Here is a 17,273-nt window from a genome sequence, read left to right on the forward strand (position 1 = left end):
CGATGAAAAAAGAGTATTTCACGCTCACCCTTTTGCTCATAGCCTCGTACGGCATCTTTATACTGTACGAGCCGTTTTGGATGAGCATCGTCGTCGCTTCGCTCTTGGCCATGTCAACCCACCATATCCAGATGGGGTTCTTGCAACTTACCAATAACCGGTTTTTGGCATCCATGTTATCAACCCTTTTGCTTGGGCTTCTTTTCTTTGCCCCGTTGGGCTATTTTATGTTTCGCCTTTCCGTCATGCTTCAGCATCTGGATCCCGTTATCATGAGCATGCTGGAAGCCAAACTGCGCGGATGGTTAGCCCATCTGCCCCCTTCGCTCTCCCGTGTCGAAGTAAAAATCGAAGCGGCATTGACCAAATTTGACCCGGAAACCCTTACCCAGCACATCATCGCCTATGCATCTCAAATCGGAAGCTTCACGATGTCGTTTCTATCGGGAACCGTTTTTATCTTGATTTTCTATTTTATCGCACACTATTACGGACGGGACATTTTTGAGTTTTTCAAACGATCCGCTCACTTTCCGCAGCAGGAGAGTACCCTCATCATTTTTGAAATGCGCTCATCGATGAGCGTCGTTTTTTATTCGATCCTTGTGACCGCCGTATTTGAGGGGGCACTGTTCGGGGTAGCGGTAGGGTATATGGGGTACAACGGGCTGCTGTTTGGTATCATGTACGGCTTTGCCTCCCTGATTCCTGTCGTAGGTGGAGTCGTTATGTGGCTTCCGTTTGCCCTGTTCGAACTCGCTTTGGGACACACTGAAAACGCCCTGTTCATTACCCTCTATACAATTATCGTCATTTCGGTCATAGCCGACACGTTTATCAAACCGGTCATCATAAAACTCATCAATCAAAGGCTTATCAAACCCCAAGAGAAGATCAACGAATTGATCATCTTCTTCGCAATTCTTGCAGGACTCGCTACATTCGGTTTTTGGGGGATGATTATCGGACCGGCCATCACCGTCCTTTTTCTGACTCTTATGAAAATCACCGAAGCGCAAAGCGAAGAGATTACCCATTAATATTGTTAATACAAGGTTGATAGAGTATTAGTAAAAATGGCCTATGATGTTAAAGTCAAATACAAAACATGGAGAAACCCAATGAAAAAGATTCTAAGTATCGCACTGATCCTAGGTAGCGTAGCGTTAATGGCATGTCCGATGCAAAGCGGCGGAATGATGTGCGGAAGCGGCGGCGGAATGATGCAAAAATGTGAATGCGATACCAAAACACTTCCTCCGATGATGGAAAAATTGGACTTGAACGATAAACAAAAAGAGCAAATTTCTAAAATCCGCGAAGAGGGAAAAGCGTTCCATAACAAACAGCGCGAAAAAATGATGTCGGTCTTGACGTCAGAACAACGGGCTAAGTTAGAGGGAATGCAAATGATGATGGGACAAAACGGTTCAAAAAACTGTCCGATAAAAGGGGAGATGAAAGGTATGAACATGGGTGAAGGTCCCATGGGAGGCATGAAGATGAACGGCATGGGCTGCAAAAACTGTCCTCAGAAATAACCTTTATCATGGTCAAAATACTCCTGATTGAAGACGATCTTGAAATTTCGGATCTGTTGACACAGTATCTGAGCCGTTATCAGATGGAGGTGATCAGCTATGCCCATCCGAAAAGTGCACTTGCATCGTTGGGGATTGAATCGTATGATCTCGTCCTCCTCGATCTGACCCTCCCCGATATGGACGGTCTGGATGTGTGCAAAGCGCTTCGTGAGCGCAGCGACATCCCTATTATTATCTCCTCGGCTCGGAGTGATTTGGGAGACAAAGTGATTGCACTCGAACTCGGTGCCGATGACTACCTCCCCAAGCCCTACGAGCCGCGTGAACTTGTCGCCAGAATCCAAAGTCTCCTTCGCCGCATTAACGGCAAAACGATCCAAGCCAGCAGTGAAATGTTCAGAGTCGATGAAACCGGTATCTACAAAGAGGGAGAACTTCTCCCCCTTACACGCGCCGAATTTGAACTGCTGGCACTCCTTATCAAACATCGCCGTCAAATCATCTCCCGCGATTTTATCGCCAATAACGTAGAATCGATCCAATGGGAGAGTTCCGAACGGAGCATCGATGTCCTCATCAGCCGAATACGTCAAAAAATCGAAGCCAACCCAAAACACCCTACCCTCATCCGCTCCATTCGGGGGATGGGATATCAGTTTACTCTATGATTTCACGCCGACACTCCGTTTTTTTTAAACTGCACGCTTTCTTTTTTTTGGCCATAGTCGTTTTGATATTGCTGTTTCTCTCGGCATTGAACGAACAGAAAGAACAAAAATTCCATCTGCTGGCACATCGTTCGATGGAACTCTCCCGAATCCTCGAAGAGACCGCTATCCACTCCTGTACGGAACAGAATAAAGAGCTCCAGGAAGCGGGCTTTAAGCACATCGATACGATCACGTCCCAATGCGAAGCGATCCCTCTGCCGCCGCCGATGCGTTCCAAACTCCGATCACGCAACATAAGTGTCACCATCTATAAAGATCGCGACGGCTTTGTCTATGCTCTGGCCCGCCAACACTGTACGATGTATTACAGAGATACCGCTGAAGAGCCGACGTACTATTTCGTCTGGTTTTTATTTTTTGCCCTCATGGGCGGACTGGTGAATATGTATCTGCTGTTATGGAGCAATCTCAAACCCCTTAAACATCTGTATGAGCAAATACAGCGATACGGAGAGGGGGAAGAGATTATCGATATCCACAGTTCGGGGAAAGATGAAATTGCCTTGATATCCAACGCCCTTCACGATGCGCTGGAGAAGCAAAACAAACTGAAAAAATCGCGTGAACTTTTTTTGCGGAACATGATGCATGAGCTTAAAACACCTATTACCAAAGGGAAACTCATCGTTGAACTCGAAGAGCCGAGCCCTAACCGCAACCTGCTTTCCAAACTTTTTTCACGGCTTGAGCGTCTTATTCGCCAAATGGCGGACATTGAAAAAATGCACGCCTTTTCTCTGACTAAAAATCCGACTTCCCTTGATTCAATGATCCAAACGGCACTGGATAATCTGATGATAGAAGAGAAGATTGTTGAGATAAGCGGATGTACACAGAGTATTATGGTCGATAGCGAACTCTTTACGAGCGCACTCCAAAACCTGATCGACAATGCGATCCGCCACGCTACCTCGTATCCGATTCACATCGATTGTGACGGAACAAAAATCTGTATCCGAAACAGCGGAGAACCGCTTAAACGTCCGGTTGAGGAAGCGCTGCAGGCATTTGTCACCGAGCGGGGTGACGGAGGGCTAGGTTTGGGGCTTTACATCGCCCAGTCGGTGTGCGAACTGCACCGTTTTGATCTGCATTACGAATACGAAGAGGGGATACACCATTTTTGTATCCGGTTTTAACGGGTACCCTTTTTAAAATAGACCCAAACGATCGCTGAAAAAGCCGCCATCGCAAAACTGAGCGCCATCCCCAGCGTCATCCACTCTCCGAGCAGATAGCCGATCTGAGGATCGGGAGCACGGTAAAATTCAACCATCCCCCGTCCGATACCGTATAAAAAGCCGTACAGTAAAATCAACTCCCCTTCAAACGCTTTGCGCTTGCGGTAGAGGTAGATGATAACAAATACGACGATCCCCTCTACAAACGCCTCATAGAGCTGTGAGGGATGACGGAGCGTATCGTAGACATAGATTCCCCACGGAACGTCGGTAGCACGCCCGACAAGCTCTTGGTTCAGAAAATTGCCGATACGGCCGAATACATATCCCAGCGGTACGGAGACCGCCACCAAATCCATCAGACGCCCGAACGGAATACCGTGACGGCGGTGATACATATACGATCCGATCAAAAAGCCCAGAATCGCACCGTGAAAACTCATTCCGCGGATTCCGACGAACTGTCCGTCGATAAACGGGTTAAAAATCTGCCACGGCTGTGTAAGGTAATACATCGTATGGGTATCATAGAAAAGGATATACCCCAAACGTGCTCCCAAAATAACCCCGATCTCGGCATAGATGAAGTAATCGTCCAACTGCTCTTTGGTAATATCGATAGCGTCTTTTTGAACGATCCATTTGGCGATGACCAAAGCACTTAGAAGGGCGAGAACGTACATCAGTCCGTACCAGTGGACGGGAATGGAGAAGATGTTGAAGGCTACGGGGTTAAAATGCTCGTAAATGTGATTCCAAAATTCCATCAGAACGTCACGACTTTCCAGTTACTTTTAAGTGCCTGTGTTAAAAATTCTCCCGTATGGGTCGGCTCGATCCCCATAGCTCTAAGCTGTTCGGTGACCCCGTAATCGTCGCTGCATACGACGCACACCGACGCTTTTACCCCTGTTTCGAGAACTTTAGTAACCATTGTCTGAAGTTCGGCATTTTCAGCCAAAAGCTTCGCCGAAGGACCCCATACCATCAGATGGGCTTCATCCCAATATCCTCGGGGGAGGATCACACTCCCATATAGCAATACCAGTTTTTTGGCCACTTCGATCTCGCCGCTGCTCCAAACAATGAGGAGTTTATCCATTGCCGTGACCTTTTTGGTGCTGTCCCATGATTTGTGTCATCACCTCTAGATTTTCATCCAATCGGTATGCTTTTCCGAATCCCATCACGACACTTCCGCTTTTGGGGGAGAGTTTAAAGAGATGAAAATCACCCATCTGGCTTAAAGAGGTGACCAGTTCCGAATCAAAGTGGGCTTTGAAACGCTCAATGATAAGTGTAAAACCTTCATCCTCATGCATAATTTCAGATACCGACGCTTCAATCGTGACCCGTTTTCGGGCAAACGGTTGGACGCATTGAGACTCATCTTCGGCAAAAAGGAGTGAGATATTGGGATAGGAGAGGAGATTTCGGCCGTGTTGGGCAACGGTACTGATAAGGATATAAAAATCATTTCCGAAACGAACATAGGGGGCGGTACTGGCGTGCGGCTCTCTATCGGGGGTCAATGAGGCCATGACCAAGGTCTGAAACGTCTCTAAAAATGACTCGACTTCCATCGTCGTCATTGTTTCAGTGCCTCGGCGATCAATTCGATCGGGTTTTTAAAGACGACGTCAAGCTTTGCTTCGTTCATCGAGTTGTTGATCTGCATGCGGCAGGCACTGCACTCGGCGGTAACTACCTGCGCCCCCGTTTTGGCGATCATCGCCGCTTTGGGTTTTCCGGCAGCCTGTGCAAAATGGAAATTTTCCGTCTGCATCGTCACCCCTCCGAATCCGCAGCAGGCATTCGGATCGCTCATTTCGGTAATCGTATAGTTTTGTCCCACCAATGCCCGCGGCTCTTTATAGACCCCTTGCATTTTTCTAGCATGGCACGGGTCGTGGTAGGTAACGCTAAGATCGCTGCGCCCTTTGGATGCCAACAGTGCTCCCAGCTCCGTTTTTTGCTCCAGCCATTCCGTCGCCATAAAGATCTTACTTTTTAGTTTTTTAGCCCGTTCAAGCCATTCGGGCTGATCGTGGAAGAAATGCTCGTAATCGATCTTGATCATCGCACTGCAGGTCGCTTCGGGAATGATGATCGCTTCGACCTCATCGATGAAACTCTCGAAATAGACGATGTTCTTTTTCGCGTTATGATCGACCGTCGCAAAATCTCCCGTAAAATAAGCCGGAGCCCCACAGCAAAGCTGCTTTTTCGGAATAAAGGCATCGATGTTCAACGCCTCCAAAATTTCCAAAAGCCCCTTACCGATCTCGGTGTAGTTGTAGTTTGCCAAACATCCGATGAAGATAGCGACACGCCGTTTGCCCCCATGAGGGATATTCTCGGGATAACTGTTGAGAAACGAGGTTTTACCCATCGACGGCAGCAGCCGGTCTTTTTTAATGATCGGGAGGCTGAACCTCGGTTCCATCGAGTTGATCTGATCTTTGATTTTAAATCCGCACGTCTGGAATACGTATCCGAGTTTAAAAAGGATATCCATCGTCGTACGGTGACGGAGCAAATAGAAAAATACCCGTTTAAACCATGCAATTCCGTATTTATCGGCGAGATCGGCACGTACCTGCTCGATGACCATATCGGTCGGAAGTGCTTTAGGGCACACATCAGTACAGTTGGTACACAAAAAACAGCTCTCAAAAATCGCTTTGGCATTATAATCTAGCTCCAGCTGTCCGCGCTGATACGCCCCGAGAAGATCGATAAATCCGCGAGGGCTTGTAACCTCATCGGCGTTGACGTTATGGATCGTACAGACCGGAATACATTTTCCGCATTTAATACAGGCATCGGATGTTTCGGTAAAGTTAAACAATTCGCGTTTTTCCATCGTTACACCGTTTTACTGAATGCTTTATCGGAAGAGGCGTGACGTTTCATATAGGCGTCAAACGGCATGGCGATATTTCGGATCAACAGCGTCCCCGTTGTCGAACATTCAATCGATGATGGCGTTATCGTAAGCAAGCCGTCCGCTTCGAAAGGCTTGAGTGCCTCAACCGCATCGGCAAAATACTCTGCAAATTTCACGCCGTACAATCGTTCAAATCGGGAAATATCGAGCTTGAAATTACTCATCAGTTCCATAATGACATATTGGCGGATACGGTCATCTTCGTTTAGCGCCACACCCCGCTCATGCGGCAATTTTCCCGCATCGATCGCGGCCTCGTAGCTTTCCATATCTTTGAAATTCTGGGCGTAATAATCAGCCCCTTCGCCGATGGATGTGAGGCCGATACCGATCAGATCGGCACCCCCTTTAGTCGTATATCCCTGAAAGTTACGGTGAAGCTCCCCTTTTTCAATCGCTTTGAAAAGTTCGTCTTCGGGTTTAGCAAAATGGTCCATCCCGATCATCTTATAGCCGCGCTCTTCCATATGATCGATCGTATAGCGCATGATAGAGAGTTTCTCGGCCGGATGAGGCAATGTCGTCTCATCGATTTTCCGCATCGTCTTTTTCAGCCACGGCACGTGGGCATAGTTAAAGACGGCAAATCGATCCGGATCGAGCGAAATAGCCAAATCAAGGGTCTTTTTAAAGGTCTCCAGACTTTGATGCGGCAGCCCGTAAATCAAATCGACGTTGACGCTGACCATATTGTATTTTCGTGCCAGCTCCATTGCCGTTTTGGTGATGTCATAAGGCTGAACACGGTGTACCGCCACTTGAACTTTGTCGTCAAAATCCTGAATACCGAAACTGACACGGTTAAAACCGGCGTCGCTGAGAACTTTCATCTGAGCTTCATCGATATGGCGCGGATCGATCTCACAGCTGATCTCCGCCCCTTCGGCAAAATTTTTAAAATGGCTTTTGATCGCCGTGATGATACGGTGAAGCTGATCGGCATCGAAAAACGTCGGGGTTCCCCCTCCGAAATGGAGCTGGATCACCGGACGGTTCACATCGATATGGGTACTCAAAATTTGAAGTTCGCGCGTCAAATAATCGATATATCGCTCTTTTTTGTCCTCTTTGGAGGTAAAGACAACGTTGCATCCGCAAAAATAGCAGGCATTTTTACAAAACGGCAAGTGAAAATAGAGGGATAATTCTCGAGACGGATCTTGCGAATGAAGTTTTGAGAGATACGCGTCGTAATCAAAACTCTCGCTAAATTCCAATGCAGTCGGATAGCTCGTATAACGAGGCCCCGGCTTCGAATATTTGGTAAATTTGTCAAAATCAAGCATATATATATCCCTATCGTCCCTGTGAATGACGCGATTATGCCCCGTTTGGGTTGAATAACGGATAAAAAAGAAACATTATTCTCTTAATGGAGGTAAATATCACAAAATTTAAGCAGCCGGTTATCTAGTTTTATTAGAGATTGTGATAAAATCTTTCAACTATCAGATATATGAATGAGGATACTGGCCCATGATCAAAGTTCTTGTCGTTGAAGACGATGAAGTAACCGCAATAAATTTAAAAATGTCATTGGAGAAACAGGGATATGACGTTATTTCGATAGCCGATAATGCCGTTACCGCGCGAAATAAAATTAAAATTTACAATCCCGATATTGTTCTCATCGACATCGGCCTTCAAAAAACGATGGACGGTATTGAATTGGCACAATACATTCGTGATAAAAGTCAACTCCCCTTTATCTATCTAACCGCACATTCAGATAACGATATGCTCTCCATCGCTAAGAAAACGGAGCCTTACGGGTATATCGTAAAACCTTTTGATCCGATCAATCTGCACACCACAATCCAAATGGCGCTTTATCGCTTCAAAGAAGAGAAAAAACGAAATTCCAATATCGATGAACTCAAATCGGACCGCGAAGAGCTCGAGAAACTGGTCTATGCTAAAAAACTCTCCGACAAACCGATTGTCGAGTTCGGTGACGGCTACCGGCACGATACGGGATTGGGAGAGACCTTTTACCAAAACCAAAAAATCAAACTTACTAAAAAAGAGAACGCTTTTATCCGCCTTTTGGTAGCTCAACTGGGAAGTGTCGTCGATTTTGAACAGGCAATCAATTACGTCTGGGAAACCAAAGGGGCAACCGACAACAGTGTTCGAACCCTGGTATGGCGTCTTCGAAACAAACTCCCGACCGATGTCATTAAAAATGCTTCGGGCGTCGGGTATTATCTCGAAGAATAGCCGTTATTCAAACCTCTTTTTAAACTCGCTCCGAAGCACGTGATACGCTTCGGTAAAATCAAACTCAGCATCATGATCAGTTGCCGAACTTTCGATCACATACGCAAGACGGGAGAGTTCGTCAAAACGGAAATTTGCGCTGGACCCTTTTATCGCATGAGCAATAGAAGCGATATGTTCATACTCGTTTTTCTCTATAGCCGCTGCAAGTTCTTCTAGCGAATGTTCCATTTTCTGATAATATATCCCCAAAAGATACTCGATTTGTTCCTCATCCAGCATTAATGCGCTTTTGAGATGATCCATATCGATATTAGGATAGTTAGAAACAACTTGGTTACTCGGCTCATACGAAGGCAGATCAATTGCTTTTAAATAACGTTCGAATATCTGCTCAATCTCTTTGAGTACAATCGGTTTGCCTAAAAAAGCATCGTAGCCGTTTTGGATGGAACGTTCGCGTGCCCCTTTCACGACATTGGCTGTCAGTGCGACTATCGGAGTATGCCCTTTTTTATTCTCTTTCTCATACGCTAAAATGGCTGCCGTCGCTTCATTTCCGTTCATTCTAGGCATTTGTTCATCCATTAATACCATATCATACGGCTGCGATTGATAGTAATAAAGGGCTTCCACACCGTTAGAAGCGATCATATAGCTTAGACCGTACCGTTCCAGAATAATCTTGATAAGCTCTTGATTGGCAAGGTTGTCTTCCGCAACCAATATCTTTCCTTCAAATCCCTTTCGCTTATTCATACCGACCATGCGGGGCAGATGGTGTTCGTTATTTCCTAAAACATCACATAATGCATTCTGGAGTTTGGTACAGTAAATCGGAAACGTAAGCGGTGCGATCGTCTTAATAGTATCATAACGCTCATCAAGAAAATCGAGAATAGCAACCGAGGGAATTTTTTGTGCGATGATCGTTTCGCGTGTTTTGTCATCCATCGAACTTTCTAAAAATATGAGCAGATCGCACGGTTCCTGGACATTTTCGATACTATGGACATCCAATCCGAAATGGTCCCAATAACGCTGCAAGGATTCAAGTTTATAGCTCTCGCTCGATTTGTATTTAAGAAGGCCGAACCGAATACCTTTAAACATCGAGACATCAAACTTTGAAATTTCGCATTCATGATTCACGACGACAGGAATTTTCAAAGTAAATAAGCTCCCTTTCCCTACCGTCGATTCGAGTTCAATCACCCCCCCCATATGATGCGCCAGCTGTTTGCAAATGGAAAGGCCTAAACCGCTCCCTCCGTTGACTTTCATACTCCCCTCTTGCGCCTGGGAAAAAGCATCGAATATCCGTTCCTGATCGGCTAAAACTATCCCGATCCCCTGATCGCGTACCGAAAGCGAAAGTATCCCCTCATCACACCGGGCTTCCACATGAATTGCCCCTGCATGATGGCTGAATTTAATAGCATTGCTCAAAAAATTTCCGACAATCTGCTTGATCCGAAGTGCATCGGCGACAATTTCATACGCGATTGTAGGATCGATAAAACTGGTCAAAGTAATATTTTTTGAATTCGCACCGGGGACGAAGAGTTCCATTGTATGTGATATTTCATCGTGAATATTAAACGGCTGCGGATCGATCATAAATTCGCCGCTGCGCAGTTTGGAGAAATCGAGAATGTCGTTGATAATATGCAGCAGGTTTTCACCGCTGTTGGAGATAATGTCCAGATATTGCTGATAACGGGGATTCGTCGTCTCATCGCGCAGAAGGGATACAAACCCCAAAATCGCATTCAGGGGGGTGCGGATCTCATGAGACATATTGGAGAGAAAATATTCTTTGGCTTTTGAAGCATTGATCGCTTCTTGTTCTTTTTGATAAATCGTGTCGGTATACAGTTTTAAAACACCCGAAAAATTTTGGTCAAACAGATAACTCACCGATGCAAAGACGGACTGATCATTCACTCCCAAACGGTAGGTTGCATCAAGAACAGATCGTTTAAATCGTGTACACAACAAAAACAGCTCATCTGCCCTAAGCTCTTTGTTTTTTAGATAATCGATCAATTCCGCAATCACCGGACAATCTCCGATGACCATTTGCCCCGATACGACCCCTATAAAATAATCAAAGACATTTCGGGCATACTGATCTTTGAAAAAATTGACATCGATTTCGTGGCGTTCCAATATTGATTTGCACAATTCATCGGAGATCCATTCGTTTAAAATAGATTCTTTGGCGGCGATGAGAATCGTTCTGGATTGAAATAAATTTGAAATATCAGGGGAGTGCATAAAATTCCCTTAGGAGATGAAATTCTTCAGATATATTACTTAAAAAATTTAAATAACTATAACTATTTTTTATTTTGGAGCAACCCAGAAAAACACACCTAAAGCAACAATCAGGAGTTGGAATGCCATGATGGCAGTCGTGCCGATAATATTTCCGATTTGACAGCTTGTACATTGTTTGTATAGTTTTGCTTCATGCTGGGCGTACATAAAATAGATGACCATCAATACGGGAACGAGCATCAAAGCGAATTTATCGACGGTATAAACCATGTGACGCAATTCATCCGAAAGTACCCATGGCGTAATAAAACTCAAAGCCACTGCGGCCATCAGGTATTTCGCCCCCTTTTTAAAATAATCGCGGACAAATACCGCCGGACATGAAGCACCGAAATCGTACACCCCTTCATGCTGCGAAACCAAAATTTCTTCCGCTTTTTGGCGCTCTTTTTTATCGAGTTTGTCCAACAACGTTCCGCCGAAAAGAAAATCGATCTGACGCTGGAGTCTCTGGGACAGCTCACCCTCCGCATCCAAATGGCGCAGCTCGCCGTTACGGTTTTCATACACGACTTTAATTTTTCCGTAACGTTTGATTTTTGCACTGAATCCTTTTGGGAAATAAGGGCTTACTTCATCAATCTCTTCGACACCCTCCGTCGATATCAACCGTGCATTGATCAATTCAAGGATGTTTTCACCCTCTTTGAGAAGAATAGCGCTGTAAGGTATCGCAATCTGTATTGCCGAGATGGCGTTCAGCTCATGATGCTCCATCGTATCGCGCATATTTTCCAGCAGTTCAAACAACTCATCATCATACTTTCGTATATCGGCCGATATGTATCGGATTCGCTCGTCAGGATAGGTGATCAATTCTTTAATCATGGAAAATTCTTTACATTTAGATTTTAAAACGCCATCGGAGCTCAGCCCCGAGGAGGGACTGAAAATTAGTGGCTTTTGCGAACAACGATCAACATTTTGATGTTGATGATGATAAAGCGGATAAACTGCCAAATTTTGCAGGTACGCATTTTGATAACAAAATTTGTCGGTACCATTGTCGTAAAATTGTCATCGTACGGTCTTACGTATTTTTCGATTTCGTTCATTGTTTTTTCTCCTTTTATCTTACTCAGGGATCATTGTCCAGCCCGGATTGAGCTTGGCTTTATAGATAAACATGTGGTGTAGGATGTGTTTGATCCAGTGACCCGCAAGTCCGATTTCACCGAATGTGTAATCCAAATCACGTCCGAGACCCGGATATTTTTCGAAGTCAGGAACAACCGGATAAACGGTCAATGCCGCAGCCGTACCGTCAAACAGACCTTTACCTGCAGATGCAACACACGCCGCACCCATTTCTGCCATAGACGCTTCATGCAAGTGTGCATCAGGCCCTTTTTTGATCAAATCGCAAACGCTGTGAGCAACCGCTTTCCCGATGATACCGCTCGGCATACCTGTACGCGGAGGAGTTGGGAAAATTTGTGTTCCGTTTGGAGTCGTCATCGGTTTAGAGATCGGATGCGGAGGAGCGAACGCGATACCTGCTGCGAAGAGGTTTTTATAGGTCGGATTTTGGTAGGTACGCGGCCAGTCAGACGCTTTCCAGTTTTCATACGCACCCGCATTGTAGTTCGCATCGACTTTCATGAAGCCGTTCGGTGCGAATACCGTTGCAGTGATATCTTCACCCGCTTTGTTGTAGGCTTTTAAACCGACACCTGCAAACGGCGGAATCAACATTGCGAAATCAAACTCTTGCTCACCCATTGAACCGTCAAGCAATTCATAGTGAACTTTCCCTTTTTCAACTTTGTTAACGTGTGCACCGATCAACCATTTAACACCGCGCTCAGAATAGAGTGATTCGGCGAAAAGACGTGAAGATGCCGTATATCCGCCGCGTTTCATGTGTAGTCCGCCGATACCGAAGTCACCGAGGAACGATTCGTTAGAGATCCATTGAAGATCTGCCATCTCACGTACACCCGCTTTGCGAAGTTCATGCTCGATGTTGAAGATGTACTCGAATGCCGCACCTTGACACGTACACATACCGTGTCCCGTACCGATGAGGAATTTTTGGCGCTCCCCTTTTTTCATTTTCTCAATACATTTTGTAAATTCGTGCGCTGCATGATCAGCGTGGTCCGCCGTACATACTGAAACGGTAAACTCACCTAAACCGTTTGCATCTCCAAGTCCCGGAGTAGCGGCAAAATTAAGTTTTGGACCTGTAGCGTTAATCAGATAATCGTACGTTACGTCTTCGCTTTGTCCCGCTTTGCCTTGTCCTGTATATTCGATGGTTACGAACGGCTTGTCGCTGCTTGCATTTCCCTCAGGATTCAGGCTTACCGCTTTCGCTTGTTTGTACGTGATTCCTGCTTTTTGATAGACAGGAGCAAGTTCAAAAGTAACCTCTTCTTTAGACATCTGGCCGACACCGACCCAAATATTTGAGGGGATCCAGTTCCATTTTGAGTTAGGGGTAACAACTACCACCTCATGTTCTTTTCCGAGCCAATCTGCCGCGAACGTTGCTGCAGTATGTCCAGCGACACCGCCACCGAGGACGACTACTCTTGCCATTGCTTCTCCTTCGTTTAATAATTCCATAAAAGTTGATTATAACCCTATATCATCACAATAATATCACATCCTTAAAAATAACCCTGTATTTTTGACTAAATTTATTACAACAGCAACCAGTGTTACAATTATTCACAATCTTTTTTTACATTGTGAAACCGAGTTTTGCCTTATATCTATACATTATTATGCGATATAAATAAACATTATTTGACGAATTAATGGATAATTATAATGACATGTAATATTTTACTTAACTTTATATTATTTTTATATACAAATAGCTACTATTTCCGCTCGGAGCATTTAGGCATTTTGCCTTATCTCAATCCATTACGATATAAAAGGATTTCTTTTGACAACATTTACTAAAACAGCCATCGTTGCACTTCTTTCAGTCAGCGTACTTAGTTCTTCAGCATTCGCTGATGCGGAAAAAGGGAAAAAACTTTACCAAAAAAATCTAAAAGAAGTTTGCGGATTCAGTGGTGGTGTTTTTGCCGCTAAATTCAAACAAGCAGAGTGGGACAAAGCGTACAAAGCCGGTACTTTGAACAAAAAAATGACCGAAGCGTGTCCAGATGGAAAAGCTTATTTTGAAAGCGACAAATTCAAAAAAACCGAAGAGCACATGTATAACTTCGTACATGATTTTGCAAAAGATAGCGGAAACATCCCTTCTTGCTAATCACAAAAATCTTGAAACCCTCGGGTTTCAATCATACGAACTCTCTTTAAATCTTCCATCTCGCTTTTATCACAATTAACGGTTAGGAATATCTAAAGAGAAGTCACACTTACAAAATTTGAGGAAGAAATATGACACTAAAACATCTATCACTAGCAGCAGCATTAATAATCAGCACGATTACTCATGCCGATGAAGCGGCTTTGCAAAAACAAATCGAAATGTTGATGAAACGGATTGAACAGCTCGAAAAAGCGCAAGGCTCTATCGTCCAAACCCAAACAACACTCCAAGAGACGCAAACAACGATACATGAAGAACAAGTCGCCCAAAGCGATCTCCTCTCTAAAGTGAACGCTCAAAGTGCCAATGACAATATCAAATGGGACATTGATTTTAGAACCGCGTATCATAATACGGGATATAACTACTCTGACAATGCTATGAAACGCTCCGCTGCAAGCGGAACCAATAAATACGCAACCGCCTATTCAGCAGATAGTGCTAATGCGGGTAAAAGCTATTCTAACCCCTCTTTACTCACCAGCCGTTTGTGGCTCGGTATGGGTTCAAAAGTTAATGAAGATCTATTCTTCTACGGTCAATTAGCTGCCTATTACAACTGGGGTGCCGATACGACTGCGGCGGAAGATAAAATTTGGCAAGAGAGTTCACGTCCTAACGACGTCGATATCCGTCTACGCCAAGCCTATTTTGTCTACAAATTCGGCAACGATTGGGATGTCCCGATGAATGTCAGTGCCGGACGCCGTGCGGCAACCGATGGCTTTTTGGCGAATCACAGAGAAGGGACGGTAAAACCGGGCTCACCGTTGGCACATATCACCAACATGGAAGTTGACGGTATTATGATGCAGTTTGATTTTGACAAGGTTCTTTTCCCGGGCTCGTTCCTCAAAGTAGTTTACGGACGTGCCCATGATCCGGCGAGCAGAACCATCTCAGCAACAAATTTTATTGATACAGCAGCCGAAGATAATCAAGTTGACTTTATCATACTGCCGATGTCGATCTACAATGACGGTCAGCACAATTTGATGGCTCAATACTCCATGATTATGAATTCCAAAGGGGAAAAAGTCGCTGCAGACGGACTCACAACAGAGATTAAAACGGCTTCCGGAACGACCCATTTGGCTGCTCTCTCGTATCAACTTGACGGCTTAGGTGAAGATAATGAGTTTTTAGAAGAATCGACCTTTTTTGCCAGTGCGGCAATGAGTTCAACCAATCCGGATGAAGGTTACCGTATGCTCGGATCGGCCGAGAACAAAGCCGGATACAGTTTTTGGGCTGGATTTTTGTTCCCTGATCAAATCACCGATGGCGGACGTTTCGGTTTAGAGTATAACTACGGTTCTAAATTTTGGACACCTATGACATGGGCTGAAGACTCTACCATAGGTTCTAAAATCGCTACACGCGGTAATGCGTATGAGGGGTACTGGAACATCCCTATCGTCGGGAAAAATCTAACGGCACAAATCCGATATACCTATCTCGATCATCACTATCGTGCCAATACAACCTGCTACTGGGATAATCCGCTAGAACCGAATCTCGACAATTCTCAAGAACTTCGCGCGTTTGTGCGTTACAAATATTAAGGAGCTTTAATGTCTAAAATTGAAAAAAATCCACTGGATGTACTCCAAGAGGGGATGTCACGCCGTGACGCCCTCAAATTTATGGGGCTATCCCCGATCGCCGCGAGCGTTATCGCTTCATCTGCCAGCGGATCTGCTACGAAAGCAAATGCATCCGACGCTACAGGTAAAATCGTCATCGTCGGCGGAGGTGCCGGAGGGATTATGGCAATGGCCCGTTTACGCAGTGCCCTCTCTAATCCCGACATCACGATTATCGCCCCAAATGAAGTCCATATCTACCAACCGGGCCAAGTATTTGTCGCCGCAGGCGAATACGCACCTGAAGATATCATCGGGAGCAATCTAGACCTCATCCCTGATGATGTTAAATGGGTCAAAGATGAAGTAGCAACGTTCGATCCTGATAACAATCATGTCGTTACACGCGGCGGTGAAATTATCAAATACGATTTCCTCGTCGTTGCAACGGGACTCGTCTATCATTACGAAAAAATCGAAGGTCTTAGTGCTGATATGATCGGCAAAAACGGCATCTCTAGCGTCTATCTCAATGATGCTGAAAAAGGGACGGCAGATGGCGGACCGATCACATGGAAATGGTTTAATGATGTAAAAGAAGCGGCACAAAAAGGGAAACCTCGCGTTATTTGTACCCAACCTGCCACTCCGATCAAATGCGGAGGCGCACCTCAAAAAATCCTATACCTAGCGGATGACTATCTGAAACAAGCAAAACTAACTGCTGATTTTACTTTTGCTATGAACGGCGATAAACTCTTCGGTGTCCCTGCCGTCAATGAGACACTGACGAAAGTCGTTCAACCCCGCTATGGCAACATCACCAATAAGTTCGGACACAATTTCGTCGCCATCGATGCGGAGAAAAAAATTGCTACGTTCGAAACTAAAAAACTCACTCAAGGTGCGTATGATGAGGATCTTGAAGAGTATGAGATGATCGAAGAGGTTATTCGCGTCCCTCTCGAATACGATTTCATCCATATCGTCCCTCCGATGTCTGCCCCTGACGCGGTCAAAAACTCGCCTCTGGGATGGCAAAAAGGGACCGCTGCTGGATGGCTTGAAGTAGATCAAGAGACTCTCCAACATACTCGTTATCCAAACGTATTCGGTATCGGTGACGTATGCGGTATTCCACTGGGTAAAACAGGGGGAAGTGCACGTCATCACGGACCGATTATGGTTAAAAATCTTATTTCTCAGATGGAGAAAAAAGCATTGACTGAGAAGTTTGACGGATATACCGTTTGTCCTCTCAAAACTCAGTACGGTAAAATTATCCTCGCTGAGTTTAACTACCTCGGAGCAGCACCCTCATTTCCTCTCGCGGTAGGTGAAGAGCGCTGGATTTGGTGGGCATTTGACCTCTACATGCTCAAACCGATGTACTGGCATTTGATGATGCGCGGTTTGATGTAAG

General features: G+C 45.1%; 17 protein-coding genes. 8 read left to right on the top strand and 9 right to left on the bottom strand.

Features of this window, described 5'->3' with window-relative positions; translation table 11 throughout:
* Positions 1-2: 2 nt before the first annotated feature.
* From SULKU_RS10005 to SULKU_RS10020, 4 genes are all read left to right on the top strand, one after another.
* A complete protein-coding gene (locus tag SULKU_RS10005; RefSeq protein ID WP_013460844.1) occupies positions 3-1,040 on the top strand; it encodes an AI-2E family transporter in 1,038 nt (345 codons plus the stop codon).
* A gap of 81 nt (positions 1,041-1,121) precedes the next feature.
* Entirely contained in the window at positions 1,122-1,541 is a 420-nt protein-coding gene (locus SULKU_RS10010) for a hypothetical protein (RefSeq protein WP_013460845.1), read from the top strand.
* 8 nt (positions 1,542-1,549) lie between these two features.
* On the top strand, positions 1,550-2,212 hold the full coding sequence (locus SULKU_RS10015) for a response regulator transcription factor (protein ID WP_013460846.1): 663 nt from the start codon (positions 1,550-1,552) through the stop codon (positions 2,210-2,212).
* The gene (locus tag SULKU_RS10020) at positions 2,209-3,414 is read left to right on the top strand and encodes an ArsS family sensor histidine kinase (protein WP_013460847.1); all 1,206 of its coding nucleotides are present in this window, start codon (positions 2,209-2,211) and stop codon (positions 3,412-3,414) included. The genes SULKU_RS10015 and SULKU_RS10020 overlap by 4 nt, the downstream gene beginning before the upstream one ends.
* Here SULKU_RS10020 and lgt read toward each other — a convergent pair.
* From lgt to hemN, 5 genes are read right to left on the bottom strand one after another with little or no spacing between them, the layout of a single operon-like run.
* A complete protein-coding gene (gene lgt, locus SULKU_RS10025) occupies positions 3,411-4,223 on the bottom strand; it encodes a prolipoprotein diacylglyceryl transferase (RefSeq protein ID WP_013460848.1) in 813 nt (270 codons plus the stop codon). The two genes, SULKU_RS10020 and lgt, sit on opposite strands and share 4 nt — an antisense overlap.
* Complete coding sequence (locus SULKU_RS10030; RefSeq protein ID WP_013460849.1) at positions 4,223-4,558, bottom strand: DsrE family protein; 336 nt, start codon at positions 4,556-4,558, stop codon at positions 4,223-4,225. Before SULKU_RS10030 ends, lgt begins: the two co-directional genes overlap by 1 nt.
* Positions 4,551-5,048, bottom strand: coding sequence for a HugZ family pyridoxamine 5'-phosphate oxidase (locus tag SULKU_RS10035; RefSeq protein WP_013460850.1), 498 nt, complete (start codon positions 5,046-5,048; stop codon positions 4,551-4,553). Before SULKU_RS10035 ends, SULKU_RS10030 begins: the two co-directional genes overlap by 8 nt.
* The gene (locus SULKU_RS10040) at positions 5,045-6,322 is read right to left on the bottom strand and encodes a (Fe-S)-binding protein (protein WP_013460851.1); all 1,278 of its coding nucleotides are present in this window, start codon (positions 6,320-6,322) and stop codon (positions 5,045-5,047) included. Before SULKU_RS10040 ends, SULKU_RS10035 begins: the two co-directional genes overlap by 4 nt.
* A 2-nt stretch (positions 6,323-6,324) precedes the next feature.
* Positions 6,325-7,692: an oxygen-independent coproporphyrinogen III oxidase gene (gene hemN, locus SULKU_RS10045; RefSeq protein WP_013460852.1), complete on the bottom strand. Its 1,368-nt coding sequence runs from the start codon at positions 7,690-7,692 to the stop codon at positions 6,325-6,327.
* Between the two features lie 190 nt (positions 7,693-7,882).
* Here hemN and SULKU_RS10050 point away from each other — a divergent pair, with 190 nt between their 5' ends.
* A complete protein-coding gene (locus tag SULKU_RS10050; RefSeq protein ID WP_013460853.1) occupies positions 7,883-8,626 on the top strand; it encodes a response regulator transcription factor in 744 nt (247 codons plus the stop codon).
* A gap of 3 nt (positions 8,627-8,629) precedes the next feature.
* On the opposite strand, the gene SULKU_RS10055 is transcribed toward SULKU_RS10050, so the two are convergent.
* The 4 genes from SULKU_RS10055 to SULKU_RS10065 form a co-directional block, all read right to left on the bottom strand.
* On the bottom strand, positions 8,630-10,906 hold the full coding sequence (locus SULKU_RS10055) for an ATP-binding protein (RefSeq protein WP_013460854.1): 2,277 nt from the start codon (positions 10,904-10,906) through the stop codon (positions 8,630-8,632).
* Positions 10,907-10,975: 69 nt separating this feature from the next.
* Entirely contained in the window at positions 10,976-11,797 is an 822-nt protein-coding gene (locus SULKU_RS10060) for a peptide deformylase (protein ID WP_013460855.1), read from the bottom strand.
* A 65-nt stretch (positions 11,798-11,862) separates the two neighbouring features.
* Positions 11,863-12,024 (bottom strand): hypothetical protein, encoded by a 162-nt coding sequence (locus SULKU_RS15030; RefSeq protein WP_013460856.1) that lies wholly within the window; start codon positions 12,022-12,024, stop codon positions 11,863-11,865.
* A 19-nt stretch (positions 12,025-12,043) separates the two neighbouring features.
* The gene (locus SULKU_RS10065) at positions 12,044-13,513 is read right to left on the bottom strand and encodes an NAD(P)/FAD-dependent oxidoreductase (protein WP_013460857.1); all 1,470 of its coding nucleotides are present in this window, start codon (positions 13,511-13,513) and stop codon (positions 12,044-12,046) included.
* Between the two features lie 355 nt (positions 13,514-13,868).
* On the opposite strand from SULKU_RS10065, the gene SULKU_RS10070 reads away from it, so the two are divergent.
* The 3 genes from SULKU_RS10070 (at position 13,869) to SULKU_RS10080 (ending at position 17,272) form a co-directional block, all read left to right on the top strand.
* Positions 13,869-14,201 (top strand): hypothetical protein, encoded by a 333-nt coding sequence (locus SULKU_RS10070; protein ID WP_013460858.1) that lies wholly within the window; start codon positions 13,869-13,871, stop codon positions 14,199-14,201.
* Positions 14,202-14,332: 131 nt separating this feature from the next.
* The gene (locus tag SULKU_RS10075; protein ID WP_013460859.1) at positions 14,333-15,829 is read left to right on the top strand and encodes a DUF3373 family protein; all 1,497 of its coding nucleotides are present in this window, start codon (positions 14,333-14,335) and stop codon (positions 15,827-15,829) included.
* 9 nt (positions 15,830-15,838) lie between these two features.
* On the top strand, positions 15,839-17,272 hold the full coding sequence (locus tag SULKU_RS10080; protein ID WP_013460860.1) for an NAD(P)/FAD-dependent oxidoreductase: 1,434 nt from the start codon (positions 15,839-15,841) through the stop codon (positions 17,270-17,272).
* The last annotated feature ends 1 nt before the right edge of the window (position 17,273 follow it).

Origin of the sequence: Sulfuricurvum kujiense DSM 16994 (genome assembly GCF_000183725.1) — a bacterium.
GTDB classification, from domain to species: domain Bacteria; phylum Campylobacterota; class Campylobacteria; order Campylobacterales; family Sulfurimonadaceae; genus Sulfuricurvum; species Sulfuricurvum kujiense.

Coding starts and splice junctions, on each gene's coding strand:
- lgt (WP_013460848.1), bottom strand. CDS start 4,223: ATGGAATTTTGGAATCACATTTACGAGCATTTTAACCCCGTAGCCTTC.
- SULKU_RS10060 (WP_013460855.1), bottom strand. CDS start 11,797: ATGATTAAAGAATTGATCACCTATCCTGACGAGCGAATCCGATACATA.
- SULKU_RS10075 (WP_013460859.1), top strand. CDS start 14,333: ATGACACTAAAACATCTATCACTAGCAGCAGCATTAATAATCAGCACG.
- SULKU_RS10030 (WP_013460849.1), bottom strand. CDS start 4,558: ATGGATAAACTCCTCATTGTTTGGAGCAGCGGCGAGATCGAAGTGGCC.
- SULKU_RS15030 (WP_013460856.1), bottom strand. CDS start 12,024: ATGAACGAAATCGAAAAATACGTAAGACCGTACGATGACAATTTTACG.
- SULKU_RS10080 (WP_013460860.1), top strand. CDS start 15,839: ATGTCTAAAATTGAAAAAAATCCACTGGATGTACTCCAAGAGGGGATG.
- SULKU_RS10005 (WP_013460844.1), top strand. CDS start 3: ATGAAAAAAGAGTATTTCACGCTCACCCTTTTGCTCATAGCCTCGTAC.
- SULKU_RS10050 (WP_013460853.1), top strand. CDS start 7,883: ATGATCAAAGTTCTTGTCGTTGAAGACGATGAAGTAACCGCAATAAAT.
- SULKU_RS10040 (WP_013460851.1), bottom strand. CDS start 6,322: ATGGAAAAACGCGAATTGTTTAACTTTACCGAAACATCCGATGCCTGT.
- SULKU_RS10010 (WP_013460845.1), top strand. CDS start 1,122: ATGAAAAAGATTCTAAGTATCGCACTGATCCTAGGTAGCGTAGCGTTA.
- SULKU_RS10055 (WP_013460854.1), bottom strand. CDS start 10,906: ATGCACTCCCCTGATATTTCAAATTTATTTCAATCCAGAACGATTCTC.
- SULKU_RS10020 (WP_013460847.1), top strand. CDS start 2,209: ATGATTTCACGCCGACACTCCGTTTTTTTTAAACTGCACGCTTTCTTT.
- SULKU_RS10015 (WP_013460846.1), top strand. CDS start 1,550: ATGGTCAAAATACTCCTGATTGAAGACGATCTTGAAATTTCGGATCTG.
- SULKU_RS10035 (WP_013460850.1), bottom strand. CDS start 5,048: ATGACGACGATGGAAGTCGAGTCATTTTTAGAGACGTTTCAGACCTTG.
- SULKU_RS10065 (WP_013460857.1), bottom strand. CDS start 13,513: ATGGCAAGAGTAGTCGTCCTCGGTGGCGGTGTCGCTGGACATACTGCA.
- hemN (WP_013460852.1), bottom strand. CDS start 7,692: ATGCTTGATTTTGACAAATTTACCAAATATTCGAAGCCGGGGCCTCGT.